The 24,616-nt window shown below is 70.3% G+C and carries 17 protein-coding genes; 10 read left to right on the top strand and 7 right to left on the bottom strand.

From position 1 onward, the window contains the following. The first annotated feature begins 36 nt into the window (after window positions 1-36). The 9 genes from ACIQ6S_RS02370 (at window position 37) to ACIQ6S_RS02330 (ending at window position 12,737) form a co-directional block, all read left to right on the top strand. Complete coding sequence (locus tag ACIQ6S_RS02370; RefSeq protein ID WP_397606948.1) at window positions 37-852, top strand: substrate-binding periplasmic protein; 816 nt, start codon at window positions 37-39, stop codon at window positions 850-852. Beyond that, window positions 849-1,682 (top strand): substrate-binding periplasmic protein, encoded by an 834-nt coding sequence (locus ACIQ6S_RS02365; protein ID WP_397606947.1) that lies wholly within the window; start codon window positions 849-851, stop codon window positions 1,680-1,682. Before ACIQ6S_RS02370 ends, ACIQ6S_RS02365 begins: the two co-directional genes overlap by 4 nt. Before the next feature lie 104 nt (window positions 1,683-1,786). Then, window positions 1,787-4,204 carry a Tex family protein gene (locus tag ACIQ6S_RS02360; RefSeq protein WP_397606946.1) on the top strand — a complete coding sequence of 806 codons (2,418 nt, stop codon included), beginning with the start codon at window positions 1,787-1,789 and terminating at the stop codon, window positions 4,202-4,204. Between the two features lie 145 nt (window positions 4,205-4,349). Further along, window positions 4,350-5,990, top strand: a complete 1,641-nt coding sequence (locus ACIQ6S_RS02355) for a diguanylate cyclase (RefSeq protein ID WP_397606945.1) — start codon at window positions 4,350-4,352, stop codon at window positions 5,988-5,990. A gap of 40 nt (window positions 5,991-6,030) precedes the next feature. Continuing rightward, window positions 6,031-7,401 carry an OmpP1/FadL family transporter gene (locus tag ACIQ6S_RS02350; protein ID WP_397606944.1) on the top strand — a complete coding sequence of 457 codons (1,371 nt, stop codon included), beginning with the start codon at window positions 6,031-6,033 and terminating at the stop codon, window positions 7,399-7,401. Between the two features lie 99 nt (window positions 7,402-7,500). Then, window positions 7,501-10,656 carry an NAD(P)-binding protein gene (locus tag ACIQ6S_RS02345; RefSeq protein ID WP_397606943.1) on the top strand — a complete coding sequence of 1,052 codons (3,156 nt, stop codon included), beginning with the start codon at window positions 7,501-7,503 and terminating at the stop codon, window positions 10,654-10,656. After that, the gene (locus ACIQ6S_RS02340) at window positions 10,657-11,697 is read left to right on the top strand and encodes a helix-turn-helix domain-containing protein (protein WP_397606942.1); all 1,041 of its coding nucleotides are present in this window, start codon (window positions 10,657-10,659) and stop codon (window positions 11,695-11,697) included. It begins immediately after the preceding gene. A gap of 99 nt (window positions 11,698-11,796) precedes the next feature. Continuing rightward, window positions 11,797-12,225, top strand: a complete 429-nt coding sequence (locus tag ACIQ6S_RS02335) for a hypothetical protein (protein ID WP_397606941.1) — start codon at window positions 11,797-11,799, stop codon at window positions 12,223-12,225. A 47-nt stretch (window positions 12,226-12,272) separates the two neighbouring features. Beyond that, entirely contained in the window at window positions 12,273-12,737 is a 465-nt protein-coding gene (locus ACIQ6S_RS02330; protein WP_397606940.1) for a hypothetical protein, read from the top strand. Here the strand turns inward: ACIQ6S_RS02330 and ACIQ6S_RS02325 are convergent. The 5 genes from ACIQ6S_RS02325 to ACIQ6S_RS02305 all read right to left on the bottom strand — a co-directional run bounded on the left by ACIQ6S_RS02325 (window position 12,721) and on the right by ACIQ6S_RS02305 (window position 20,728). Next, window positions 12,721-14,145, bottom strand: coding sequence for a DJ-1/PfpI family protein (locus tag ACIQ6S_RS02325; RefSeq protein WP_397606939.1), 1,425 nt, complete (start codon window positions 14,143-14,145; stop codon window positions 12,721-12,723). The two genes, ACIQ6S_RS02330 and ACIQ6S_RS02325, sit on opposite strands and share 17 nt — an antisense overlap. Next, window positions 14,142-15,038 carry a DJ-1/PfpI family protein gene (locus ACIQ6S_RS02320; protein ID WP_397606938.1) on the bottom strand — a complete coding sequence of 299 codons (897 nt, stop codon included), beginning with the start codon at window positions 15,036-15,038 and terminating at the stop codon, window positions 14,142-14,144. The genes ACIQ6S_RS02325 and ACIQ6S_RS02320 overlap by 4 nt, the downstream gene beginning before the upstream one ends. Window positions 15,039-15,054: 16 nt before the next feature. Continuing rightward, window positions 15,055-17,169, bottom strand: coding sequence for a TonB-dependent siderophore receptor (locus tag ACIQ6S_RS02315; RefSeq protein WP_397606937.1), 2,115 nt, complete (start codon window positions 17,167-17,169; stop codon window positions 15,055-15,057). Window positions 17,170-17,276: 107 nt separating this feature from the next. Further along, window positions 17,277-18,569 carry a sialidase family protein gene (locus ACIQ6S_RS02310; RefSeq protein ID WP_397606936.1) on the bottom strand — a complete coding sequence of 431 codons (1,293 nt, stop codon included), beginning with the start codon at window positions 18,567-18,569 and terminating at the stop codon, window positions 17,277-17,279. 35 nt (window positions 18,570-18,604) lie between these two features. Continuing rightward, window positions 18,605-20,728, bottom strand: coding sequence for a TonB-dependent receptor (locus ACIQ6S_RS02305; protein ID WP_397606935.1), 2,124 nt, complete (start codon window positions 20,726-20,728; stop codon window positions 18,605-18,607). 161 nt (window positions 20,729-20,889) lie between these two features. Between ACIQ6S_RS02305 and ACIQ6S_RS02300 the strand changes: the two genes are divergently transcribed. Continuing rightward, on the top strand, window positions 20,890-21,036 hold the full coding sequence (locus ACIQ6S_RS02300; RefSeq protein WP_397606934.1) for a hypothetical protein: 147 nt from the start codon (window positions 20,890-20,892) through the stop codon (window positions 21,034-21,036). 27 nt (window positions 21,037-21,063) lie between these two features. Here ACIQ6S_RS02300 and ACIQ6S_RS02295 read toward each other — a convergent pair whose 3' ends face one another. Together ACIQ6S_RS02295 and ACIQ6S_RS02290 are read right to left on the bottom strand one after the other, a co-directional pair. Next, the gene (locus ACIQ6S_RS02295) at window positions 21,064-22,071 is read right to left on the bottom strand and encodes a ribonucleotide-diphosphate reductase subunit beta (protein WP_297867015.1); all 1,008 of its coding nucleotides are present in this window, start codon (window positions 22,069-22,071) and stop codon (window positions 21,064-21,066) included. A gap of 8 nt (window positions 22,072-22,079) precedes the next feature. Then, window positions 22,080-24,497, bottom strand: a complete 2,418-nt coding sequence (locus tag ACIQ6S_RS02290) for a ribonucleoside-diphosphate reductase subunit alpha (RefSeq protein WP_397606933.1) — start codon at window positions 24,495-24,497, stop codon at window positions 22,080-22,082. Window positions 24,498-24,616 lie beyond the last annotated feature (119 nt).

Genomic DNA, 24,616 nt, shown 5'->3' with positions numbered 1-24,616 from the left:
CGCAAAAACGCCACGGAACTCGATAGTCTCGCGGCCATGCGACGACTCCTGCTGATCCTCGCGATGCTTCCGGGCGTGGTCCTGCCACGCCCGGTCGCCCCGTTGGACGTGCCGGCCGACGAACCGCCCCGCACCCTCGTGCTGTGCTTCGAGGACAGCGACGTGCTCCCGTGGCGCACGCGGGACAAGGTCGGGCTCAACTTCACGATGCTCGACGCCGTCGCCGACCGCACCGGCCTGCGCTTCGAATACCAGGGGCGGCCGTGGCGCCGCTGCCACGATGAGCTCCGCGTCGGCCGCGTCGACGGCACCTTCGGCATCAGCGTCACGCCGGAGCGGCAGGGCTTCGCGGCGTTCCCCGGCGGCGAGGCGCCCGACGCGACCCAGCGCATGTTCGAGGGCGGCTACGTGCTGGTGCGCCGCCGCGGCAACGCCGTGGATTACGACGGGGAACGCATCACCGGGCTGGTCGGCGCCATCGGGGCCGAGCCCGCCACCTCGATCGCGCAGGACCTGCGCCGACGCGGCTACGCGGTGGACGATGCGGCGCCGAGCCCGCAAGCCCTCCTGCGCAAACTCGCGGCCGGACGGATCGGCGCCGCGGCCGTGGGCACCGACCAGATGCTCCAGCTCCGACAGCAGCGACACCCGTGGCTGCTGGAGTTGGAGGTGGTGGAGCGCCCGCTGGTGGAAAAGCCTTACTTCCTGGCGTTGTCCAAACCCCTGGTGGCTCAGCACCCGGAGCTCGCCCGCCGCATTTGGCAGGCCGTCGCCGAGGTGCGCGAGAGCGAGGCCTACCAGGCCGAGCTGGCCCGGATGCGAGGCCAGCGGGACGGCGGAGCCCACCTGTGAAGCCCGCCGGAGCCTGCGCCGTCGCTGGCTTCGCCATCGCGGCCTGGTTCGCAGCGGAAGGCGTCGTGGCCTCGCCCGTAGGTCCGGCTGCCGCTACCGAGCCGACAACGCTCGATCTCTGCTTCGAGGAAACCCCGGCCGTGCCGTGGCGCAGCCGGCAGAAGCAGGGGCTGTATTTCGAGCTGCTCGATGAAGTGGCGCGACGCCTCGGTCTGCGCTTCGAGTACCACCCGCAACCCTGGCCCTTCTGCCTCGCCGAAGTGGGCGCTGGCCGGATGGACGGCGCCTTCGCGGTCGCGTTCTCCCCGGAGCGGCGGCCGGTGTTCGCCTTTCCGCCGGGCGCACCCGATGTCGACGCCGATGCCCTGCGCGAGGACGCCATCGTCCTCGTCCGCCGTCGCGGCACCCCCGTCGACGTCGTCGATGGCCAGCTGGTGGGCTCCACGCGGCCGGTGGGCGTGCAGCCGGGCTATGCCATCGCGGACGACCTGAAGCGGGCCGGATGGGCCGTGGAGATGTCGTCGCGGGACCACCTGGTCCAACTGTCGCGGCTGTCCCGCGGCGAGCTCGACGCCATCGCGCTCAGCGCCTTCCGCTGGGCGCAGTTGCGGGCGGCCGGCGGGGTCGCGCTGGATGACCTCGAAGCCCTGCCACGCCCCATCCTCACCAAGCGCTATTTCCTCGGCCTCTCGCATGCCTTCGTCGCGGCCCAGCCGGCGCTGGCGCAGCGGATCTGGGCCATCACGCGCGAGGTCCGCACCAGCGCCACCTTCCGCCGCCGCGTGGAGGCGGCGACCGCCGAGGCCCTCGCGCCACGCGGCTCGCCCTAGGCGCGCCGACGCGGCCTGACACAGCCGGCGACGTTTCGCCAGCCTGTCCCGAGCCGTCGACCGGGGGGACAATCGCCGGCCGTTCCACCTGCCGTCGAGTCCCGATGTCCGCTCCTGCTGCACCCGCCCCTGAAGCCGCCGGCATCGCCGCGCCCGTCCGTCCCGCCGCCGCCATCGCGGCCACCATCGCCCAGCGCATCGCCGCCGACATCGCCGCGCAGCCCGCGCAGGTGCGTGCGGCCGTCGAACTGCTGGACGAAGGCTCGACCGTCCCCTTTATCGCCCGCTACCGCAAGGAAGTGACCGGCGGCCTCGACGACACCCAACTGCGCAACCTGGAGCAGCAGCTCGGCTACCTGCGCGAGATGGAAGAGCGTCGCGACGCCATCCTCGCCTCCATCGCCGAGCAGGGGAAGCTGACGAAGCCGCTGCTCGGCGACCTGTTGGCCGCCGACAGCAAGTCGCGCCTCGAAGACCTCTACCTGCCCTACAAGCCCAAGCGCCGCACCAAGGCGCAGATCGCCCGCGAGGCCGGGCTGGAACCGCTGGCCGACGCGATCCTCGCGGATCCGAACGTCGCACCCGAGGAACGCGCCGCCGCCTTTCTCGATGCGGAGAAAGGCGTGGCCGACGCAGCAGCCGCGCTCGACGGCGCGCGCGCCATCCTGATCGAGCGCATCGGCGAAGACGCCGGATTGGTTGGCGAACTGCGCGAGTGGCTGCAGGCCAAGGGCGTGCTGCGCTCGAAGGTGATGCCGGGCAAGGAGACCGAGGGCGCGAAGTACCGCGACTACTTCGAGCACGTCGAACCGATCAGCGCCATTCCCTCGCATCGCATGCTCGCCCTGCTGCGCGGCCGCCGCGAGGAGATGCTCAGCGTCGACCTCGAGCCCACCGCCGATATCGAGGCCGGCCACGCCTATGCCGAAGGCCGCGTGGCACTCGCGGCCGGCATCGCGCCGAAGGGCCGCCCGGCCGACGCTTGGCTGCTGATGACCGCCCGCCTCGCCTGGCGCGCGCGCCTGCTGATGCACCTGTCGGTCGACCTCGTCGGCGCCGCGCGCGAGAAGGCCGAGACCGAGGCCATCACGGTGTTCGGCGACAACCTCAAGGACCTGCTGCTGGCCGCGCCCGCCGGCATGCGCGCGGTGCTGGGGCTCGATCCCGGCCTGCGCACCGGCGTGAAGGTGGCCGTGGTCGACGCCACCGGCAAGCTGGTCGCGTACGACACGATCTACCCGCACGAACCGAAGCGGCAGTGGGATTCGTCCATCGCGCGCCTCAAGCAACTCTGCGCGGCGCACGGCGTCGAGCTCATCGCCATCGGCAACGGCACGGCCAGCCGCGAGACCGACAAGCTGGCCGGCGAGCTGATGGCCAAGCACCCCGAGTTGAAGCTCACCAAGATCGTCGTCAGCGAGGCGGGCGCTTCGGTTTATTCGGCATCCGAGCTCGCCGCGCGCGAATTCCCCGACCTCGACGTCAGCATCCGCGGCGCCGTCTCCATTGCCCGCCGCCTGCAGGACCCGCTGGCCGAACTGGTGAAGATCGAACCCAAGGCGATCGGCGTGGGCCAGTACCAGCACGACGTGAACCAGTTCGCGATGGCGCGCGCCCTCGACGCCCGCGTCGAGGACTGCGTGAACGCCGTCGGCGTCTACGTGAACACCGCCTCCGCGCCGCTGCTGGCGCGCGTGTCAGGCCTGACGACCACGGTGGCGGAGAACATTGTTCGTTATCGCGATGAACACGGCGCCTTCAAGTCGCGCCGCGAGCTGCTGAAGGTGCCGCGCCTCGGCGAGAAGACCTTCGAGCAGTGCGCCGGCTTCCTGCGCATCGCCGGTGGCGACGAGCCGCTCGACGCGTCGGCCGTGCACCCCGAGGCCTACCCGGTGGTGGAGAAGATCGTGAAGGCCTGCGGCCGGGCGATCGGCCAGCTGATCGGCGACGCCGCCAGCCTGCGCGGCCTGAAGCTCGAGCCGTTCACCGACGAGCGTTTCGGCCTGCCGACGGTGAAGGACATCGTCAAGGAACTCGAGAAACCCGGCCGCGATCCGCGCCCGGAGTTCAAGGCCGCGCGCTTCGCCGACGGCGTCGAAGACCTGAAGGACCTGCGCCCCGGCATGGTGCTCGAAGGCGTGGTCACCAACGTCGCGGCCTTCGGCGCCTTCGTCGACATCGGCGTTCACCAGGACGGCTTGGTCCACATCAGCGCGCTGTCGGACAAGTTCGTGAAGGACCCGCGCGAAGTCGTGAAAGTCGGCGACGTGGTCAAGGTGAAGGTGCTCGAGGTCGACGTGCTGCGGAAGCGCATCGCCCTCACCCGACGCCTCGACGACGTGCCGGGCGAGGCGCGTGGCGGCAAGCGCGACGAACGCCCCACCTCGAACGAGCGGAGCAGCCGGGAGGTGCGCGGCCCCCGTCCGGAGGGCGGACGCCCCGCCGGCCGCGGCACCCCGGGCACCGGCCCCGCCCCGGCCAACAGCGCCATGGCGGACGCCCTGAGGGCCCTGAAACGCTGAGCCGGGGCGACTCCGACAGGAATTGACGCGTCGCGCATTGCCGGGAGCCGGGAGTGACGCACAATGCGGTTGGCCTATCCCCGGACGGATCACGACCATCGCCACGGCGCGCGCACTGCTGTTCTGGCTGTTGGTGTCCGTCTCCATGCCGGTCGCCGCCGGCCCGTGGTGGCTGTTTGGCCCGGCCGCGGACAACGCCGGCGCCGAACTGACGGTGTATGAAGCCGCCGAGGTGGTCTGGTGGCCCACCAGCCAGACCCAGGTGGACCGCTGGTCGACGAGCCAGCAGCGCCTGCGCCACGTCGATTTCCGGGGCGGGACCTTCTGGCTGCGCCACCGGTTCCGCAGCACGGGCGAAGGCGGTCGGTACGTGGTGATCCCCGGGAACACCTTCTTCCACACCGCGGAAGTCCGTGTGTACGGGCCCGACGGCGTGCAGGCCGGCACGGTCGGCATCGGCCAGCCCTCCCCGCACGTCATGCACCAGGGCGTGGCCGTCGTGCTGCGGCCCGACACCGACTACGACGTGCTGGTGCGGATGGAGACCCCGCTCTTCACCTCGTTGCCGCGGGTCGACATCTACGGCGCGGAGGCCTTCACCGAACGCGTCCGCAACGAGACCCTGCTGTTTGGACTGGCGCTCGGCGGCCTGCTCGCCCTCGGCATCTACAACCTGCTGATCGGCGCGTGGACCCGCTCGTCGGCCTACGTCTATTACGGCGGGCAGTCCCTGGCCCTCGTGCTGGGCTGGGGCTACTACTTCGGCCTGCCCTACCAGTGGTTCGGTTGGAGCGACCTCACCATCAACTACTCGGTGTTCTTCATCGCGCTGACGGCGCTACACGCGGGCTTCTGCCGGAGCTTCCTGCAACTCCCCAAGCTCGACCCGAAACTGGCCCACATGGCGGACGGACTGATGGTGCTGTCGGCCATCGGCCTGCTCGGCGCGCTGACGATGCCGGGCACCGCGCACCTGTGGGCCACCGTCCTCGTCGGCCTCGCGATCGCGTTCGCGGTGGGCTCCAGCATTTGGGCACTGGTCAACGGCGTGACCCAGGCGCGCTTCATGCTCGCCGGCTACCTCGCCATCCTGATTCCCGGCGTGATCATCCTCCCGGCCAACCTCGGGATGATGGAAGACATCATCGACAACGCCGACCTGCTGGTGCTGATCGGTAACGCCGTCGAAGCGATGCTGCTCGCCGTCGCTTTGGCGGACCGCGTGAAATCGGTGGAAGCCTCCCGCGAAACCTTCCGCGTGGGCATGCAGGCCGCGCTGCGGCAGGCCAGTACCGATCCTCTGACGGGCCTGCAGAACCGCTACGCGTTCAACCTGCGATTCGAAGAGATCCTCGACTCCGACAAAGCCCTGCTGGCGAACGGCATCCTCGTCGCGATGATCGACCTCGACGGGCTGAAGACCATCAACGACCTGGAAGGCCACGCCCGCGGCGATGCCCTGCTCTGCGCCGTCGCGCAGGGGCTGCGCGACATCGCGACGCCGAACGCCGAGGTCTACCGGCTCGGTGGCGACGAGTACGCCGTGTTGCTGCTGGCCGGCGACCAGCTCTCCACGCAGCGCCTTAGCCGCGAACTGCAACGCGTCGAGATGGAAGTGCGGGCGACGGGGTTCCCGCAGGCCGGCCTGAGCTTCGGCATCGCCACCTCCGACCGCGCCCTGCCGACCAGCCGGCATCTGGCCCAGCTGCTCGAAGTCGCGGACCAGCGGATGTACGAGAACAAGGCCACGCGCAAGGCGATCCGCACCGGCCACCGCTCGGCCTAGTCCGGCGCACCACCACACGCACCACCCACAGGGGAATTCCATGGCGACATCGGCGACATCGGCGACATCGGCGACATCGCGGCCCGGCAGCTGTGCGACACGAACCCTCGTCGGCGCCATCGCCGCCGGCCTGTGCAGCGCGGCCTTCGGCAGTGGATTCACCGTGCAGTCGCAGAGCGCGGCCGCGATCGCGAACGGACACGGTGGCGTGGCGCGGGCCGACGACGCCTCGGTGGCCCTGTTGAATCCCGCCCTCGCCACGCGCTTCGACACGCCGCAGACCAGTCTCGCACTGGGAGGCATCGCGCTCACGGCGGACTTCGACAACCGCCAGAGCCTCTCCGCCGTCGGCACGCCGGCCCTCGGCCCGGCCAGCTCCAGCGCCGACGGCGCGGCGCCGCTGCTCAGCGTGTTCCACACGCGGCCGCTGACGGCGCGCAGCGCGTTCACCGTCGCGCTGTACACGCCCTTCGGCCTGTCCACCGACTACGACCCCGACTGGGTCGGGCGCTACCAGGTGCAGACCGCCCAGCTGAAGACGCTGGCGGTGAGCCCAGCGCTGGCCTTCGAACTCGGTGAGCGCTGGTCGGCCAGCGTCGGCCTCACGGCCGTCCGCGGCCAGACCAAGCTCATCAGCGCGGTGGACTTCGGCACCGTCTGCTTCGCCGCGATCGGCCCCGCGGCCTGCGTGCCGGCCAACATCCTGCCGCAGGGGCGCGATGGCACGGCGCGCATCGACGCGGAGGGCAACGGCTTCGGCTGGACGGCCTCGCTGGCGTGGCAGGCCTCGGAGCACCTGCGCTTCGGTGCCCACCTGCGTTCGAAGATCGATCTCGACGTCGACGGCGAGACCTCGTTCCGCAACCCGGTGCTGCCGGGGCCCTTCGCCGCGCTGACGCAGACGCCCGCCACGTCCAATGGCGGCGTCGAATCCACCCTCGTGCTGCCGGAGATCGCTAGCGTCGGCCTCGCCTACGACCTCGGGGACAGCACGCAGCTGGTCGCCGACGTGACCTGGACGCGCTGGAGCCGGCTTCAGGACATCCGCCTGCGTTTCGACAACGGTGCGGCCGACAGCGTCATCCCCTTCGCTTGGCAGAACACCCGCAAGTTCGGCCTCGGGCTCAACCACCGCAGCAGCGCGCGCTGGCAATGGAAGGGCGGCGTGGAGTGGGAATCGAGCGCGGTCAGCGACGCGAACCGCAACGCCATCGTCCCGGACAGTGATCGCGTCTTCGTCGGTGGCGGCGTGCGTTATTCGTTCAACGACGCGCGTAGCCTCGATGTCGCGCTCGGCATGATCCGCTTCGCCCGCAGCACCATCGACCGGGACATCGTCGGCGCCGGCCGCCTGCGCGGCGACTACGCCCTCGATTCGCTGCACCTCGGCGTGCAGTACAACTGGCACTGAGGCCTTGAGGGCGCGGCGTCGCGGTGGCCTCGCGACGCCCGCTTGAGCCAGAGGGGCGCGAACGACGACACTCCGGGGCTCCTCGACCCGGATCGCGCCATGCCCAATCCCACGCAGCGCCCGCCGTTCCTCTATCCCCCCGGCTCGGTGCTGATGCACTCGCCGCTCGAACTGAAGAACGCCCAGATGTTCGGCTTCTGGGTGGAGGGCACGCTGGCCGCGCTGCAGGCCAGCGTCGACCAGACGCTCAACGTCTGCACGCAGGGCAAGATGCAGTTCAAGGTGCTGACGCCCTTCGTCATGCTCACCTTCACCAACGTGGCGCATGCGAACAGCCAGTTCCCCGCCGACGCGGCGAAGGGCTGGGGGCAGGAGACCGACATCATCACCTGGGTGATGGTGGGCCAGGTGCCGGCCGGCAGCACCGAGATCGAGCACGTCTACTTCTACCCGATGCACATCTGGGTGAACGACGCGATGGCGTTGATCAACGGGCGCGAGCTGTTCGGCTACCCGAAGTACGAGTGCACGTACACGATGCCCGCGGCGGTCGGCGACCCGCTGGCCTTCACGCTGGCGGCCAAGGGCTTCCAGCCCTTCGCGCCTGGCACCGAACTGGCGCTGCATCCGCTGCTCGAGGTGAACGGCACGGCCGCACCGCGGCCGATCGCCGGCTGGGTGCAGTGGCTCACCGAGATGCTCACCTTCCTGCGCTCGCTGCCGGGCTTCTGGCAGTTCGGCGAAGGCGCTTGGGCGCAGCTGCTCGGCATGCTCACCTCGCCGCGCGTCGACCAGCTGTTCCTGAAGCAGTTCCCCGATTCCGCCGGCGAACGCGCGGTGTACCAGGCCATCGTCACCGCGCCGGCCGCCGTGCAGAAGGTGCACAGCGTGCACCTGTTCGACGACTCGGCCACGCTGAACCTGCACGCGTTCGACAGCTTCCCGCTGAACCAGTCGCTGGGCTGGACACTCGGCACGCAGCCGGCGCTGATGCCCTTCGCCGTGAACTTCGATTTCGTGGTGAGCGCGGGTGAGGAACTCGTCGACAACTCGGTGGTGCAGAAGAAGAAGATCGCCATCCTCGGCGGCGGCGTCGGCGCGATGACGGCGGCGTTCTGGCTGACGAACCAGCCGGACTGGACCAACCGCTTCGAGATCGACGTCTACCAGATGGGTTGGCGCCTCGGCGGCAAGGGCGCGAGCGGTCGCAATGCCGAGGTGGGCGAACGCATCGAGGAGCACGGCCTGCACATCTGGTTCGGCTTCTACGACAACGCCTTCGACGTGATGCAGCAGACCTATGCCGCGCTGGGCCGACCGGCCGGCACGCCGCTGGCCACGTGGCAGGACGCGTTCAAGCCGCAGCAGTTCATCAGCCTCGCCGAATCGCTCGGCCCGCCGGGCCCGGACACGCGCAGCGGCCCGTGGTCGATGTGGAACATCGACGTGCCGCTGAAACCGGGGCAGCCGGGCCACCATTCGGAGGCCATCAGCCTGTGGTCGGCGCTCAGCACGCTGCTGGCGTGGATCCGCCAGGGCCTGTCGGACATTCGCGCGCAGCACGTGGCCGACGCCAACCAGCACGGCTTCACCGCCGACGCCAACGGCGCCCACGCCTCGTGGCTGCATCGGCTTGCCGGCGCGGTGGAGGCCGACGTGGAACACCTCGCGGCCGACGTGCACCACGCGCTCGCCGCGTTCGAGCAGTTCATCGCCGCGCTGCCCGAGGCCATCGAGCAACACGACGCCGACGACCATGCGCTGCTGCGCGACGCCCTGCGCGGCCTGCGCGCGTGGCTGGGCGGCCTGGTTTCGGAGGCGATGGCGACGAACGACACGCTGCGTCGCCTCTTCATCATGGTCGACCTCGGCGCCACCTGCACGATTGGCATGCTCGAGGACGGCGTGCTGAAGCACGGCTTCGAGGCGGTCAACGACATCGACTTCTACGCCTGGCTGACCAAGCACGGGGCGAATGCGCGCTGGACCGTCTACAGCGCGCCGGTGCGCGGCTTCTACGACCTCGTGTTCGCCTACGAGAACGGTGATTTCAGCCGGCCCAACATCGAGGCCGGCACCATGCTGCGCGGCATGATGAAGGTGGCGATGTGCTACCACGGCGGCATCATGTTCAAGATGCAGGCCGGCATGGGCGACACCGTGTTCGGGCCGATCTACGAGGTGCTCAAGCGTCGCGGCGTGCGCTTCCACTTCTTCCACAAGGTGCTCAGCCTGACGCCGGGCACGGCCGATGGCGCGAAGGTCGTGGACCGGATCGAACTGCAGCAGCAGGTCACCGGCACGGAGGGCTACGCGCCCCTGCGCCCGGTGCAGGGCCTCGACTGCTGGCCGTCGACGCCGCGCTACGAGCTCCTCGATCCGGCGCAAGCCGCGCTGCTGCAGGCGAACCACATCAATCTCGAAAGCCACTGGTCGCCGTGGCCGCAGGTGTACGAAGCCCACTTCGGCCAGCCGCTCCCGCAGCGCACGCTGCAGCGCGGCGTCGATTTCGACCTCGTCGTGTACGGGCTGTCGGTCGCCAGCCTCGTCGACGTCGCCGCGCCGCTGCTGCCTCTCAGTGCCGGCCTCGCAGCCTGCAGCAATGCGGTGCAGGCCGTCGCCACGCAGGCCTACCAAGTGTGGTGCAACAAGGACATCGCGCAGCTCGGCTGGACGACGCTCTCGCCCAGCGGGCAGGAGCCAGTGCTCTCGGCCTTCAGCGAGCCGTATGACACCTGGGCGCCGATGGACCAGCTGCTCGTCCGCGAGCAATGGCCCGCCGGCCAGCAGCCACGCAACGTCTCGTACTTCTGCTCGGCCTTGCCGGTCGCTTCGTACCCGCCAAGCAGCGAGGCCGGCTTCCCCGCCGCCATCGCGGCGCAGGCGAAACAGAACGCCATCGCCCAGCTCGAGCAGCGCATCGGCACCCTGTGGCCGAATGCGGCGACGCCCATCGGCTTCGACTGGTCGGTGCTCGTAGATCTCCAGAACGGCACAGGCGCCGCGCGCTTCGACGGCCAGTACTGGCGCGGCAACGTCGACCCTTCCGAGCGCTACGTGCTCAGCGTGGTGAACAGCAGCCAGTACCGCCTGCGCGCCGACCAGTCCGGCTTCGGCAACCTGTTCCTCGCCGGCGACTGGCTGAAGACCGGCCTCGACGCGGGCTGCGTGGAGGCGGCGACGATGGGCGGCATGCAGGCAGCGCGCGCGATCTGCGGCTACCCCGCGGTGATCCGCGGCGAAGGCGGGTTTTAGGTGCTGCTGACCGCGCTCGCCGGCGCCTGTACCGCCTTCGCCGCATTGCTGGCGGCAGCCCTCGTGGCCGCCCCTGCGCGGCTGGTGATGCCTTGGAGCGCACGCGTGGGTGGCGCGGTGATGCTGGCCGGCCTGACGCTGACGGCCTGGCAGCACGTCGGCCTCGCTACTCTCGGCGCGACCGACGCCCCGCCCTGGTCCTATGGGGCGGGGCTGTTCGCGCAAAGCTGGGGCTTCTATGCGCTGCTGTCCGGCGTGCTGCAGCCGGCCGATCGGCGGCGCGGGCTGGTGATCGCGGGCGGGGCACTCAGCGCCGCCCTGGCCGTGCTGGTACCACCCACCTGGGCCATCCCGGTGTCCCTCACCCTCGGCACCGCCTACGCGCTGCACCTGGGGGCCTTGGTCTACCGGCTGCGCGCCACCCGGCGCTGGTTCCGCGTCGAGCTGCCGGTGGTGCTCGCCTTCGCGGTGATGGGCCTCGGGGTCGGCGTGGCCGGCGCCCTCACCCCGCGAGCCATCCCCTGGGACGGGTTCGCCCTCGCCTACTCGGTGCAGATGGCCGCCGGCTTCCTGCTGGTCTCGGCCCTGCTGCTGCTCGTGCCCGACCTCGCCACCAAGACGCAGGAGGCCGTGAGCACCAGCTACGCGCAAAGCTCGCTGGGCCGGGTGGACGTGGCGCAGGCGGCGGAGCGCCTGCGGCGGCTGTTCGAGGACGAACACCTCTACCGCGACGAGGACCTCGGCCTCGCCAAGCTGGCCCGTCGGGTCGAGCTCAGCCCGCACCAGCTTTCCGAGCTGCTCAACGTCCGCTTCGGCGAGGGCTTCTCGAAGTTTGTCCGCCGGCATCGGGTGGCGGCGGCGCAGCGGATGCTCCTCGACGAGCCTCGGGCCTCGGTGCTGTCGGTGGGACTGTCCGTCGGTTTCGGCTCGCAGAGCACCTTCTACGCCGCCTTCAAGGAGGAAACCGGCCTCGTGCCGGGCGAGTTCCGGCGCCGGAATCTCCCGTCCGATCATTCCGGAAACGTGCAAGTGGTTGATTGAAAAGGAGCGGAGCAGCGACCTGTTCCGTAGCGATCATTCCGGAAGCGGGCCTCGCGGGCCGACGCCATCGTGGCGTCGAACCCACTGCGGAGACCCGCCATGTACGCCCCCCCCCCCGTCCCGACCGCCGAAGACGTGCTGCTCGTCCACGCCGTCTACGCCATCTACCTGCTGATCTCGATCGCGCTCACCGTCTGGGTGGCGCGGGTGCTCTCGGGCACCGGCGAGACCTTCCTCGTGCGCTGCTTCGGCCACGACGAGGACCTCGCCCGCTCGACCAACCGCCTGCTCGTCATCGGCTTCTACCTGGTCAACCTCGGCTTCATCTGCCTGCGCCTCGGGAACTGGACGCCGGCCGTGGACCACCTCGTCGGCGAACTCGGCGTGCGCATCGGCGTGACCCTGCTGGTGCTCGGCGGCATGCACTTCTTCAACATGCTGATGATCGCGCGCATGGGCCGGACGATCCGCGACTGGATCGCCGACTACGGCCCCGAAGCGAACGAGCCGCCGGCGATTCCGCGCTGAAGGGGCGAGCCATGAAGGTCACTCTGGCAACGCTCGCCGCGATCGCCGTGCAGCCGCTGTGGCTGCTCCTGTGGCTCGTCGTGCCAAACCTGTTCGGGGGCGGCTCCGCGCCGCCCCTCTCCGACTTCGCCGGGATCGCCCTGTTGACCGCCCTCGTCGCGACACCCTTCGTTCTGCTGATCGGGCTTCCGTCGGGCCTGATCCTTCAAAACGCCCGTCGACGCGGACTCTGGCTGGCGATGATCGGCTTCATTGCCGCAGCCTTGCCGGCCAGCGGCGACGTGCTGTGGAGCGGCGGGCAGTCGCTGCGCGAACCCGAGGCCCTGCTGCCGATGCTTGTCCTGGGATCGCATGGCCTCGCCGGGGCGCTGGTCTTCAACGCCGTGCTGCGCGGGTTCGAGCGTGACGCGGCGAGCGTCCACCAAGCCGCGATCCGAAACCATGTCCCAACCTCGCGACGGGCACGAGGTCAGGAACGCGGCATCGACAGCCGCGTCAGTCCTCCGCGGTGATCAGCGGCATCATCATCGCGTCGTACATCTGATGCATCATGTCCAGCACGCGCTCATCGGTCGCGGCCGGCGAACCCGCGCGGATCGGCGGTTCCGGCCAATAGTCCATTCTCTCGACCATGCGCGCCGCGGCGAGATCGCCACGCAGTTCGCGCCCCAAGGCCACCGACAGGTCGAGGCCCGCCGAGACGCCCGCCGAGGTCCACAGCTTCCCGTCGCGCACGTGGCGTTCGGGCACGAAGGTCGCGCCGTAGCGCGCCATCATGTCGGAGGCGCGGTACCAGTTGCTGGTGGCGCGACGGCCCTGCAACAGGCCGGCTTCGCCGAGCACCCAGGAGCCCGTGCACACGCTGGCCGTGATGCGGCTGCCGTCGTCGATGCGCCGGATCCACGCCAAGGCCTCGTCGTCCTGTCCCAGCGTCCACGTGCCATCGGCACCGCCCGGAACGATGAGCACATCGAGCGCGGCGACGTCGTTGATCGCCGTCGCCACCTGCAGACGGGTGCGGCCGCTGCGGACCACCGGCGACTCGCCGCGGCGGATGAGTTCGACCGATACGCCGTCGAGCTGCGACAGCATCGCCAGCGGCCCGATCGCGTCGAGGGTGAAGAAGCCGTCGTACACGAGGATGCCGATGCGAACCGGCGGGGCCTCAGGCGGCGGCAAAGGGCCTGCGGCTTCCAGCGAGGCCAGGGTGCCGCGGGGAAACGCCGTGGGGGCGGGGTCGTACTCGAGATCGAGCATCGCCGCCTGCAGGTGCGCGTTGCCGGCGATCGCGCCGACCATGGCCAAGGCGGCATCGAGGGCCGCCGTGCCGCGGCCCGCGGTCCAGCGCTTGCCGTCCTGCACGTAACGCACGTCCACCGGCGTGCCGCCCAGCAGGGAGGCACCGGCACCGGTCACCAGCGTGAGGCGGCTGGACGCGTCGATGCGCGACAGCCAAGCCGCCACGCGCGGGTCGGCCCGCAGGGCCTGCACCGCTTCCGGCGAGCCCCCCGGTACCACCAGCACATCGGCGGACTCGATGTCCTCCAACGTCTTCTCAACGACGAGATCGACTTGCGAGGTGCGCACGGTGCCGGCCGCGGGCGCGACGTAGTCGATCTGCACCGACATGAGCTCCGAGAACGCCGCCATGGGGGCGACGACCTCGATGGTTTCTGCGCCGGGGTACGCGAGGATCGCGATGCGCTCGACCGGGATCAGCGGCTCGCCAAGGATCTCGCCCATGACGCGCTCGTGGTTGAGCAGCGTCAGCGGCTCGAGGCGCTCGCGATCCGGGCGTCCGTAGTCGTAGGCCGGCCAGTCGCGAGCCACGACGTAGTGGCGATGCGGGTACAGGGCGATCCCGCCCGCCACGAGGCCGAGGCCCAGCAGCACGCCGATCCAACGCCAGAGGCGCCTCATGCCCCGGCCCGCACGCGGCGCGCGATCGCCGTGGTCGACTCGCGCAGACCGGCGAACATGCCTTCAAGGAATTCGCGGGCCTCGGCGGGTGCCGTCTCCGGGCGTCCGGCGTCGTAGGGCGGTGCCGGGGCGTACTCGAGGTAGAGCTGGATGGCCTGCGCGTACAACGGGCTGGTGAGGTCGGCGGCGATCTTCAGGCCGAAGTCGATGCCCGCGGTGACACCCCCACCAGTGATGCGGTTGCGGTCGACGCAGACGCGCTCGTCCGAGGGGATCGCACCGAGCTCCGACAGCAGATCGGCCACCGCCCAGTAGCTCGCCGCACGGTAGCCCTCAAGCAGACCGGCGGCGCCGAGAATGAAGGAGCCGGTGCAGACACTGGTGACGTAACGACTGTTCGGCGCCATGCGCTTCAGGAAGGCCATCATGTCGGGGTCTTCCATCATCGCCAGCGTGCCGGGCACGCCCCCCGGCACGAACAGCACGTCGAGGCGTTCCGGGCAGGCATCGAAGGTCGTCGTCGGCGTCACCGGCAGCAGGGTCGGCGTGCCCGGCTGCGCGTTGTCGACCGGCGTGCGGTCCTTCCAGAGCAGATGGATCTCGCGGTTCAACAGGGCCTCGAAGACCGTCAGCGGCCCGACGAGGTCCTGCACGAACATCCCCGGGTAGACGACGAGGCCGATGGTCGCCTTGGGAAAGGCCGTGAACGCCTCATGGCGCCCGATCGCGTCGAGGTGGGCCTGCGTCGACGACGCGATGTCGCGCTGGTTGCGCGTGGCCGCCGCCGTGCCACCGGCCCCGTGCCCCGGCGCGTGGTGCGCCGAGGCCTGGCGCGCCAGCAGACCACCGAAGATCGCGGCGACCGAGAGACGGTGGAAGTCACGACGCTGCATGGCGAGGGTTCCCGGATCAGAAGCGATAGACGAGGTTGACGTAGCCGGAACGCGGGTCACCCGGGATCACCACGGACTGCGCGAGGTACTGGTAGGGCTCGAAGTAGCGCTTGTTGGTGAGGTTGACCAGCGACAGCGCGAGCTCGGCATTCGTCCACGCATAGGACACCTGCGCATCGAACACGGTGGCGCCCGGCACGCGGTCGAGGTTCGGCAGGGTCAGCTCGCGCGGCGACGTGGCGCGCACGCCCAAGCCGAAGCCGAGGCCGGCCAGCGCGCCATCGACCACGCGGTAGCGGACGGCGGCGCGGCCGCTGTGCTTGGGCACGCGCGCGAAGGCGCCGCCGAGACGCGGCACCACGTCACGCGTCACTTCGGTGTCGGTGTAGGCGTAGGCGACCAGTGCCGACCAGGCCGGCGAGGGCTCGAACACGAGGTCGACGTCGACGCCCTGCGCGCGCTGTTCACCACTTTGTGACTGCAGGAACGGGTTGCCGAGGTCGCCCGCCGAGATCACCACGTTGCGGCGGTCGAGGCGGAAGGCCGCGACGCTGCCGGAGAGGCCGCCGGCCGCGGCGAACTTGGCGCCGATTTCGTACTGGCGCGAGGTCTCCGGCACAGGCGGCGCGAGGCCGAAGAAGTTGCTCACGCCGCGGAAGCCTTCCGAGTAGCCGGCGAACAGCGAGACGCGCTCGTTCAGCAGAACGCTCGTGCCGAGGCGCGGCGTGACTTCGTTGTAGGTCTCGTCGGTGCCGCTGGAGGGCTGGCGGAAGTGCAGGCGCGTGCCGCGCAGGCCGGCCTGCAGCGTCCAGCGCTCGCCGATGCGCAGATGGTCCTCCACGTACACCGAGGCGGTGCGGAAGCGATCGTCCTGCGTCATCCCCAAGGCGGGCACGCTGCCGAAGGCCGGCGCGCCGCGACGGTTGCGGTAGTCGATCTGGCCGATGCCGAAGAAGTTGAAGCCGATGCGCGCGAAGTAGTCGGTCTTGTCGAGATCGGCGCCGATGACGAGGTCATGCTGCACGTTGCCCTGGTCGATGCGCCAGTTGAGGCGCGGCGCCAGCGTGTACTGACGGACGTCGGTCGGCAGGTAGGCGCTGAGCAGGGTGAAGACCGTGGGCTGCGCCGGATTGTCCGGGCCGCCGAAGAAGAACGTGCCGTATTCGTCGAAGCGGCTGTCGTAACCGCGTGCGTCGACGGTGAGCTTCAGGTCGTCGTTGAACCCATGTTCGAGCGAACCGGTGACCACGCGGTTGGTGATCGTCGTCAGCGGCGCATCCGTGGAGCCGGAGAAGCGGAACGGGTCGACGCCGAAATTAGCGTTCACCGTGATCGCGGCCGGCAGGCCCGAGTACTCGAGGTTCTCGTTGCGCGTGAACTGCCCCTTCAGCAGCAGGCGCGTCGCGTCCCCCAACTGGATCGCCAGCGAGGGATTGACCGACGCCTTGCGCTGCAGGGCGTTGTCGATGGCGGTGTCGGTCTGGCCGTACTCGCCATTGACGCGGAAGGCGACCGTCTCGCCGACCGGCAGGTTGAGGTCGAAGTACGGGTTCGAGGTGCCGAAGCTGCCGAAGCGATAGCCGATGCTGCCGAAGGCGGTGGCTTCGGGCGCCTTGGTGACGACATTGATGAGGCCGCCGAGCGCCGAGCCGAAGCCGCTGCCGAACAGCGTGCCGGCGGGGCCCTTCAACACTTCGACGCGCTCGACGTTGACCAGGGACGACGGGTCGACGACCGAGGTCGCGCCGTAGGCGGCGAGGCCATCGATGAACACCTCGGCGTCGAAGCCACGGAGGATCGGGTTCACCAGCACCATCTCGTTCTCGCGGATCGGCACGGCGCCAGCGACGTTCTCCAGCGCATCGGACAGCGACTGCAGCTGCTGCTCGTCGATGATGGCGCGGTTGATCACCGCCACCGACCGCGCCTGCTGGAGCAGCGGGACGTCGGAGCGGGTGACGCTCGGGGCGAGCCCTTCAGCATAGGGCGCGCCCTCCGCGGTGACTTCCACGGCGTCCAGCACCGTCCAGGCCTTGTCCTTGTCGCGGTCCGGGGCGCCCTCCGCGTCGGCGGCGTGAACGGGGCTGGCCGCGAGCGCGGCGAGGATGGCCAAGGTGAGCGGACGACGCATGGGAACCCAAAAAAAGAAAGCGCCGGCAAGCGGCGCTGGAAGAGAAGAAGAGCCAACGAAAGCTTAGCCATGCCCGCCCAAGGGGCCCATGCGACCGAATGTCGCAGTCAGGGACGCAGTCGACGCACCTGCACGGTGCCGACGCGAGCGTCGGGCCCTTCCGTGCCTTTGGGTTCGGTCCAGACGACGATGGCTTCGCGGCCGAGGCTGGCCACACGCGGCATGCCGGTGCCGCGGCCGGGCGGCAGCAGGGCGAGGTCGCGCGTCACGGTGGGCTGCAGGTCGGCGTCGAGCACGGCCGCGCGCAGCGCCGTGGCCCGCTCGGCGCCAGCCCCCAACCAGACCGTCAACCAGGCCGTGTCGCCCCACGCGGCGAGGTCGGGGCGGCCGAGCACGCCCTCGCCGCCCTCGAGCACGCGCGCACCGAGCGCGCCGCTGATCGCCGCCGCTTTCACTTCCAAGGGGCCGCTGGCCATCGTCGGCCAGACCGAGACCACCGCCTCGCCGCGCGCGGCGAGTGCCGGACCGTTGACCGGGCAGGCCTCGATGCGCCAACCGTCGGTGCGGACCGCGCCCTCGAGGCGCCAGCGACCGTCGCGATAGCTCGCCGCATGCACGTCGCGGATCTCGTCCTCGCTGCGATCGCGATACACCAGCAGGGCCTCGTCATCGCGGCGCACGAGGTCGGTCGGGCAGCAGGAACAGACCCGCCCATCGACCTCCTGTTCATGGCGCAGCACGAAATCCCGGCCGATCTCGGCCGAGCGCAGGCTCATCGGGCCTTCCGCGTGGGCGTGGCCGCCGCTCGCGGCGCCATGCGCGTCGTGCCCTGCCGCCGGCGCCGGCGGCAGGGTGTTGCGCCCGTCGAGCCATGCCAGCAACACACGGTCGCCACCCATCGGCACCATCGAGACGAAGCCGTGCTCGGTGGGCGTGCGGTCGTCGTGCGGGGTGATGGGGGCGCTCCACGTACGGCCTTCGTCCTCGGAGCGGACGAGCCGGATGTCGTAGGCGTAGGTCGATGCGCCGCTCTTCTGCAGGTAGTAGGTCCACCAGTCGCCGTTGTCGGCGATCACGACGGAGGGGAAATCCGCCCAGTTGACGAACCAGTCGCAGCCTCGTGCGACGTCGCGCACTTCACCGATTTCGCCGCCCGCGGGCAGCACGGCCGTGCGCAGCACCGCACAGCCCTCGGCATCGCGCTCCTGCCAGCTCAGCACGAAGCGCGCCTTCGCGGCATCGGCCACAACGCTCGGCTGCGCCGCAGGACGATCCAGCGCGAAGGCCAAACGCTGCACGTCGAGCGTCGGCGCGGCCACGGCGTCCGCCGCGGGCGATGCCGACGGCTCGCCGGGCGCGGCGCCACAGCCGGCCAATGCCGCCAGCGACGCGAACACCATCAGGCCGCTCGCGTGACGTGGACGCCTGGCCCGGCTCAGAAGCGACGCTGCCACACCACCTCGAACCATCGCGGCTCTCCGACCATCACCTGGTTGCCGGCATTGTAGGCGGTGGTGGCGTAGGCCTTGTCGGCCACGTTGCGCACGCGCAGGCCGACATCGCCCCAGCCCGTGCGCCAGTTCGCGTTGAGGTCCAGCGTGGCGTAGCCGGCGAGCCACTGCGTGTTGGCGGTGTTCGCCGGGCGGCGGCCGACGGCACGCAAGCCGGCGGCCAGGCTGAAGGCGTCCGTCGCCTGCCAGCGCAGCCACGTGGTGGCGAGGCGCTCCGGCACGTTCACCGGCACGTTGCCGCGACGGCTGATCAGGGCCGTGCCCACGCGCTCGTCGAAGCGTCCGAAGGCGGCATCGAGCACGGCGGCGCTGCCTTCCAGGGTCCAGGCCTCGGCGAGCGGCAGGCGCACCGACACCTCGAGGCCGCGCGCACCCTGCGCGCCGATCTGCTGGAACAGGTTCGGGTCGGCGGGGTCGCGCGACAGGATGTTGGTGCGCTCGATGTCGTAGAGCGCCAGCGTCCAGTCACCGCGGCCCAGGCGCTGCTTCAGGCCGAGCTCCCACTGGCGGGCGTCGGTCAGGTCGAAGCGCGCGTTGGCCAGGCCCAGCGTGGTGATCTGCGCCGGCGGCTCCGACCCGCTGGCCCAGCTGGCGTAGACCATGCCGTCCACGCCCAGCGCGCGGGTGACGCCGAGGCGCGCGCCGTTGCTGACGTAGCGGCGGTCGAAGCGCACGCCGGAAACGACGTTCAGCGATTCGACGTCGGTGCGGTCGTGGCGCCAGCCGCTGATCACGCGCCAGCCCGGCGCGACGTCGAGGCGGCTTTCGAGCCAGCCGGCGCGCTGCTCGATGTCGGTCGCCGTGCGCGGCAGGAACGGATCGAGGCTGACGAAGGCACCGCGGCTCGCCGGGAACAGCGGCACGGCGTCGGTGAAGCGGAACGGGCTGTTGCTGGCGCGGTCGTGGTCGTTGCGGTCGGTCTGAACGCCGAACGCGAGCTGGTGCGGCAGGCCGAACAGCGTGTGCGTCCACGCGCCTTCGGCCAGCGCGCCGCGCAGGGCCTGGTCGTGCGTGGTGGCGAGGTAGTCCGCCCGGCGCACCGTGGCGTTGGCGGGCTGGTAGGTGTAGGCCTCGGTGTTGCGCCAGCGCCGCAGCTCGTCATTGTGGAAGGCCACGAGGCGACCACGGAACGCGCTGGACGGCGTCCATTCGAGGCGCGCGCGCGTCCAGCGGGCGTCCATGTCGAGGACGTCGTCGACGATGTTGAAGTTGGCCTCGCGCAGGCGCTCGTCGAAGCGGCCGTCCACCAGCGGCGTGCCGAAGTAGCCCTCGGCATCGTCGCGCCAGCGGTCGATGGCGAGGCTGGCCAGCAGGGTCTCGCCCAGCGGCACGGCGACCTCGGCCGTGACGTGGCGGAACAGGAAGGAGGTGTCCCGCGCATAGCCGTAGGAGCCGCGCTCGTCCGAGGCCTGGTAGGTGGCATCGACGCGGTAGCGCGCCGCACCGTCGCCGATCGCCCCGCCGTGGCCGGCGCCCAGCGTCCAGGTGCCGTAGCGGCCGAAGCCGGCGTAGGCCCGCGTGTCCGCCACGCCATCGGCGCGCTGCGGCACGAGGTTGATGGCGCCGCCCACCGCGCCCTGCCCGGCCGACAGGCCCGCCGGCCCGCGTAGCACTTCGACCTGCGCGTAGTTCAGCGTGGCGCGCGGCGCGATCTGCCAGCCGGGGTAGCGGATGCCGTCGAACATCACCGGGCTATTGAACACGCCGGCAAAACCGCGGCCGCTCACGTTGAGCGTGCCGAAGCTGTAGTAGCCGACCACGCCGGGCGCGTTGTCGAGCGCTTCCACCGTCGTGCTCTCGAGGCGCTGGCGCAGCGCGTCCTGGTCGATCACGTCGACCGAGGCCGGCGTTTCGCCCACCGCGAGATCGAGGCGCGAACCGGCCTTGGCACGCCGTTCGAGGCGCGTCGGGGCGGCGGCGGTGACCTCGACGGTATCGAGGCGCGTGGCGTCTGGCGACGTGGACGCGGAGGCGGGCGTCGCGGCGGCGGCATGGGCCGCCGGAGCGGCGAGGGCCAAAGCGATGGCGAGGGGAAGAGGAGCGCGCATGAGGGCGTCGGGCCAAGAACGAGGGCGCGCATGATGGCCAAGCCCGCGAGCCAAGGGGATGCGACCGTTTGTCGCAGCGCTTCCCCTGCGTCGATCGGTCACATGGCCGGGACGACGCGCAGCGGACAGTATTAGGTGTCGCCCTTCGCAGGCCCCTGCCGATGCCTTGGCCCTTGCTCGCCTTTACCGCCCTGATCCTCGTGGCCTGGATCGCCACATTGATGTGGCTGGCACGCGGCTTCCGGCGCGGCTGGCTCATGGAGGAGGACGCGTCGGCCATGCCGCCACGGCGCGACCTCCGGCTCTGAGCGTCGCGCTGATCGCCGCGCCTCCCGTCAGAACGCCTCGTCGAAGGCCACCTCGCCCTCCACGCCCACCTGGTAGGCGCTGACCCGGCGCTCGAAGAAGTTGGTCAGCTCCTGCACGTCCTGCAGGTCCATGAAAGGGAACGGGTTGCGCGCCCCGGTCTTGGCCTTCAGCCCGAGCTGCACGCGGCGCTGGTCGGCCACGTAGTCGAGGTACTCGCGCATGTCCTTCAACGAGAGCCCGGCCATGCCGCCGGCCAGTACGTCCTCGGCGAAGGCCAGCTCGACCGCGACGGCTTCGTCGAGCATGCGGTCGACGTCGGCGGCCCACTCGGCATCGCACAGCGCCGGTTCTTCCTCGCGCGCCGTCTCCAGCACCGCCATGGCGAAGGCCATGTGGGCGCTCTCGTCGCGGAACACCCAGTTGGTGCCCGAGGCGAGGCCGTGCAGCAGGCCGCGCGAGCGCAGGTAGTAGACGTAGGCGAAGGCCGCGAAGAAAAACAGCCCTTCGATGCAGGCGGCGAAGCAGGCGAGGTTGAGCAGGAAGCGCCGGCGGTCGGCCGGCGTGTCGAGGCGTTCCAGCGACTGGATCGAATCGATCCAGCGGAAGCAGAACGCCGCCTTGGCCTGGATGCTCGGGATGCTCTCCACGGCCGCGAAGGCCTTCGCGCGCTCCGCCGGATCGGGCAGGTAGGCGTCGAGCAGCGTCAGGTAGAACTGCACGTGCAGCGCTTCCTCGTAGAGCTGGCGCGAGAGGTACATGCGCGCTTCCGGCGCGTTGATGTGCTTGTAGAGGTTCAGCACCAGGTTGTTCGCCACGATCGAATCGCCGGTGGCGAAGAAAGCCACCAGCCGCTGGATCAGGTGGCGCTCCGCCGGCCCAAGCTTGGTGGCGAGGTCCTGCACGTCGGGCGCGAAGTCGACCTCCTCCACCGTCCAGGTGTTGCGGATGGCGTCGCGGTACATCGCGAAGAACTGCGGGTAGCGCATCGGCCGCAGGGTCAGGTCGAAGCCCGGGTCGAGGAGTTTCGGGGTCATGGCGGCGCTCACTGGCAGGCCTCGCAGCTTCCGGGGTTCTCGAGCGAGCACACGACGGCCGCGGTGTCGTCGGGTGCGGCGGCGGCGCGGGCCGCGACGGTGGTCTTGGCGATCTTCGTGGCCGGGCGCGAGCGCAGGTAGTAGGTGGTCTTCAGGCCCTGCTTCCACGCGTACATGTACATCGAGCTGAGCGCACCGATGCTCGGGCTCTCCATGAACAGGTTCAGCGAGGCGCTCTGGTCGATGTACGGGCCGCGCGCGGCCTGCAGGTCGACCAGCGCGCGCATCGGCAGCTCCCAGGCGGTGCGGTAGATCTGGCGCAGGGCTTCCGGGATCTCGGTGATCCCGGCGATGGAGCCTTCCGCCTGCTTGATGCGGTCGCGCACTTCCGAAGTCCACAGGCCAAGGCGCTTCAGCTCCTCGACGAGGTGGCGATTCACCTGCAGGAAGTCGCCCGAAAGCGTCTCGCGCTTGAACAGGTTGCTGACCTGCGGCTCGATGCACTCGTAGCAACCGGCGATCGAAGCGATCGTCGCCGTCGGCGCGATCGCCACCAGCAGCGAGTTGCGCAGGCCGTGGCGGGCGATTCGCGCCTTCAAGGCCTCCCAGCGCAGCTCATCAGGGGGCGTTACGCCCCAGAGGTCGAACTGCAGGCGGCCATCGGCGGCATGCGTGTCGGGATACGCCGGATGCGCGCCCTGCGCTTCGGCGAGCTCGCAGCTGGCCGACAGCGCATGGAAGTAGATCTCGGCGCTGATCCGCGTCGAAAGCGCCTTTGCCTCCACGCTGTCGAAGGGTAGGCGCAGGGCAAAGAACACGTCCTGCAGGCCCATCAGGCCGAGACCCACCGGGCGCCAGCGCGCGTTCGAGGCCGCGGCCTCGGTGACGGGATAGAAGTTGAGGTCGATGACGCGGTCGAGCTGGCGCACCGCGGCGCGGACGGTCTCGCCCAAGCGCTCGAAATCGACGCCATCCTCGCCGAGGTGCTGGGCGAGGTTGATCGAACCGAGGTTGCACACCGCGGTGTGCTGCGCGGACGTCACCTCGAGGATCTCCGTGCACAGGTTCGACAGGTGCACCACGTTGCCGGCGCGCGCCGCCTGGTTGCAGGTGGCGTTGGCGCGGTCTTTGAAGTTCATCCAGCCGTTCCCGGTCTGGGCCAGCGTGCGCATCATCCGCGCGTAGAGGTCGCGGGCCCGCACCTGCTTTCGCGCGAGGCCGCGCGCTTCGGCGCTCTGATAGGCGAGTTCGAAGTCCGCGCCGTGGAGATCGGTGAGCTCGGGGACGTCGCTGGGGTTGAACAGCGACCAGGGCTGGTCGGCCTCGACGCGGCGCATGAAGAGGTCGGGCACCCAGTGCGCAAGGTTGAGGTTGTGCGTGCGCCGGGCCTCGTCGCCGGTGTTGTCGCGGAGTTCGAGGAATTCCTCGACGTCGGCGTGCCAGGTCTCGAGGTACACGCAGGCCGCGCCCTTGCGCTTGCCGCCCTGGTTCACCGCGGCCACCGAGGCGTCCAGCGTCTTCAGCCAGGCGACGATGCCGTTCGAGAGGCCATTGGTGCCGCGGATCAGCGCGCCGCGCGAGCGGATTCGCGTGAACGACAGGCCAATGCCGCCGGCGAACTTCGACAGCCGCGCAACGTCGGTGTAGGCCTTGTAGATGCCTTCCAGCGAGTCCTCGGGCGAATCGAGCAGGAAGCAGCTGGAAAGCTGCTCGTGGCGCGTGCCGCTGTTGAACAGCGTCGGCGAGCTGGGCAGGTATTCGAGGCGCGCCATGCGGCCGTACAGCTCGACCGCCTCGGGCACGCCGGTGGCCAGCGCCGCGGCGATGCGCAGGAAGAACTGCTGCGGCGTCTCGATGACGAGCCGCGTTTCCGGGTGGCGCAGCAGGTAGCGATCGTAGACCGTGCGCAGGCCGAAGTAGTCGAAGCGCGCGTCATGCGTGCGGTCGGCCGCATCGTTCAACTTGCGCGCGTTCGCCTGCACGAACCCGAGCAGGCGCTCGTTGACCAAGCCAAGCTCGGCGCCCCGCTGCACGCTCTGCGAGAAGGCGTGGATGCCCTGCCCGGCCACCTCCTTCTCGATGACCGCCGCCAGCAGGCGCGCGGCGAGGCGGCCGTATTCAGGCTCTTCCGCCGTGAGCAGCGCGGCGGTGCGGATCGACAGCTCGTCGAGCTCGCGGGTGCTGGCACCGTCGTAGAGGCCGGAGATCGTGCGTGTCGCGACGCGCATCGGATCGACGGCGTGCAATCCCTCCGCGCAGCGCTGGATGGCGCGGACGATCTTGGTGAGGTCGACCGGCTCGCGGCGGCCGTCGCGCTTGGTGACGGTCATGGCCGGCGCGTGGTGGGGCGGGCGAAGGTCGAAGGTTTCGGCGGCGCGCAGGCGCTCGCCATCGACGGCGAGGGCCGTCGCGGAGGAAGTGCTCATCGGTGGTTCTCCGTCGTGGAGCACGGGCCGCCGCCCCTCCCTCGGGGACGACGCGCAGGCACGACGACGGCGAACGGCACGGCGTGGCTGCGCCGTGGAGCTTGCCGGCGTCGCCCCCG

Source organism: Silanimonas sp. (assembly GCF_044377035.1).
Taxonomy (GTDB): Bacteria; Pseudomonadota; Gammaproteobacteria; order Xanthomonadales; family Xanthomonadaceae; genus Silanimonas.
The sequence above is the reverse complement of the archived record's forward strand: the minus strand, read 5'-3'. Positions and strand labels throughout refer to the sequence as shown.

Bases quoted from the DNA above. Each gene is read 5' to 3' on its own strand.
- ACIQ6S_RS02370 (WP_397606948.1), top strand. From the start codon at position 37: ATGCGACGACTCCTGCTGATCCTCGCGATGCTTCCGGGCGTGGTCCTG.
- ACIQ6S_RS02360 (WP_397606946.1), top strand. From the start codon at position 1,787: ATGTCCGCTCCTGCTGCACCCGCCCCTGAAGCCGCCGGCATCGCCGCG.
- ACIQ6S_RS02355 (WP_397606945.1), top strand. From the start codon at position 4,350: ATGCCGGTCGCCGCCGGCCCGTGGTGGCTGTTTGGCCCGGCCGCGGAC.
- ACIQ6S_RS02350 (WP_397606944.1), top strand. From the start codon at position 6,031: ATGGCGACATCGGCGACATCGGCGACATCGGCGACATCGCGGCCCGGC.
- ACIQ6S_RS02345 (WP_397606943.1), top strand. From the start codon at position 7,501: ATGCCCAATCCCACGCAGCGCCCGCCGTTCCTCTATCCCCCCGGCTCG.
- ACIQ6S_RS02335 (WP_397606941.1), top strand. From the start codon at position 11,797: ATGTACGCCCCCCCCCCCGTCCCGACCGCCGAAGACGTGCTGCTCGTC.
- ACIQ6S_RS02325 (WP_397606939.1), bottom strand. From the start codon at position 14,145: ATGAGGCGCCTCTGGCGTTGGATCGGCGTGCTGCTGGGCCTCGGCCTC.
- ACIQ6S_RS02320 (WP_397606938.1), bottom strand. From the start codon at position 15,038: ATGCAGCGTCGTGACTTCCACCGTCTCTCGGTCGCCGCGATCTTCGGT.
- ACIQ6S_RS02315 (WP_397606937.1), bottom strand. From the start codon at position 17,169: ATGCGTCGTCCGCTCACCTTGGCCATCCTCGCCGCGCTCGCGGCCAGC.
- ACIQ6S_RS02310 (WP_397606936.1), bottom strand. From the start codon at position 18,569: ATGGTGTTCGCGTCGCTGGCGGCATTGGCCGGCTGTGGCGCCGCGCCC.
- ACIQ6S_RS02305 (WP_397606935.1), bottom strand. From the start codon at position 20,728: ATGCGCGCTCCTCTTCCCCTCGCCATCGCTTTGGCCCTCGCCGCTCCG.
- ACIQ6S_RS02300 (WP_397606934.1), top strand. From the start codon at position 20,890: ATGCCTTGGCCCTTGCTCGCCTTTACCGCCCTGATCCTCGTGGCCTGG.
- ACIQ6S_RS02295 (WP_297867015.1), bottom strand. From the start codon at position 22,071: ATGACCCCGAAACTCCTCGACCCGGGCTTCGACCTGACCCTGCGGCCG.
- ACIQ6S_RS02290 (WP_397606933.1), bottom strand. From the start codon at position 24,497: ATGAGCACTTCCTCCGCGACGGCCCTCGCCGTCGATGGCGAGCGCCTG.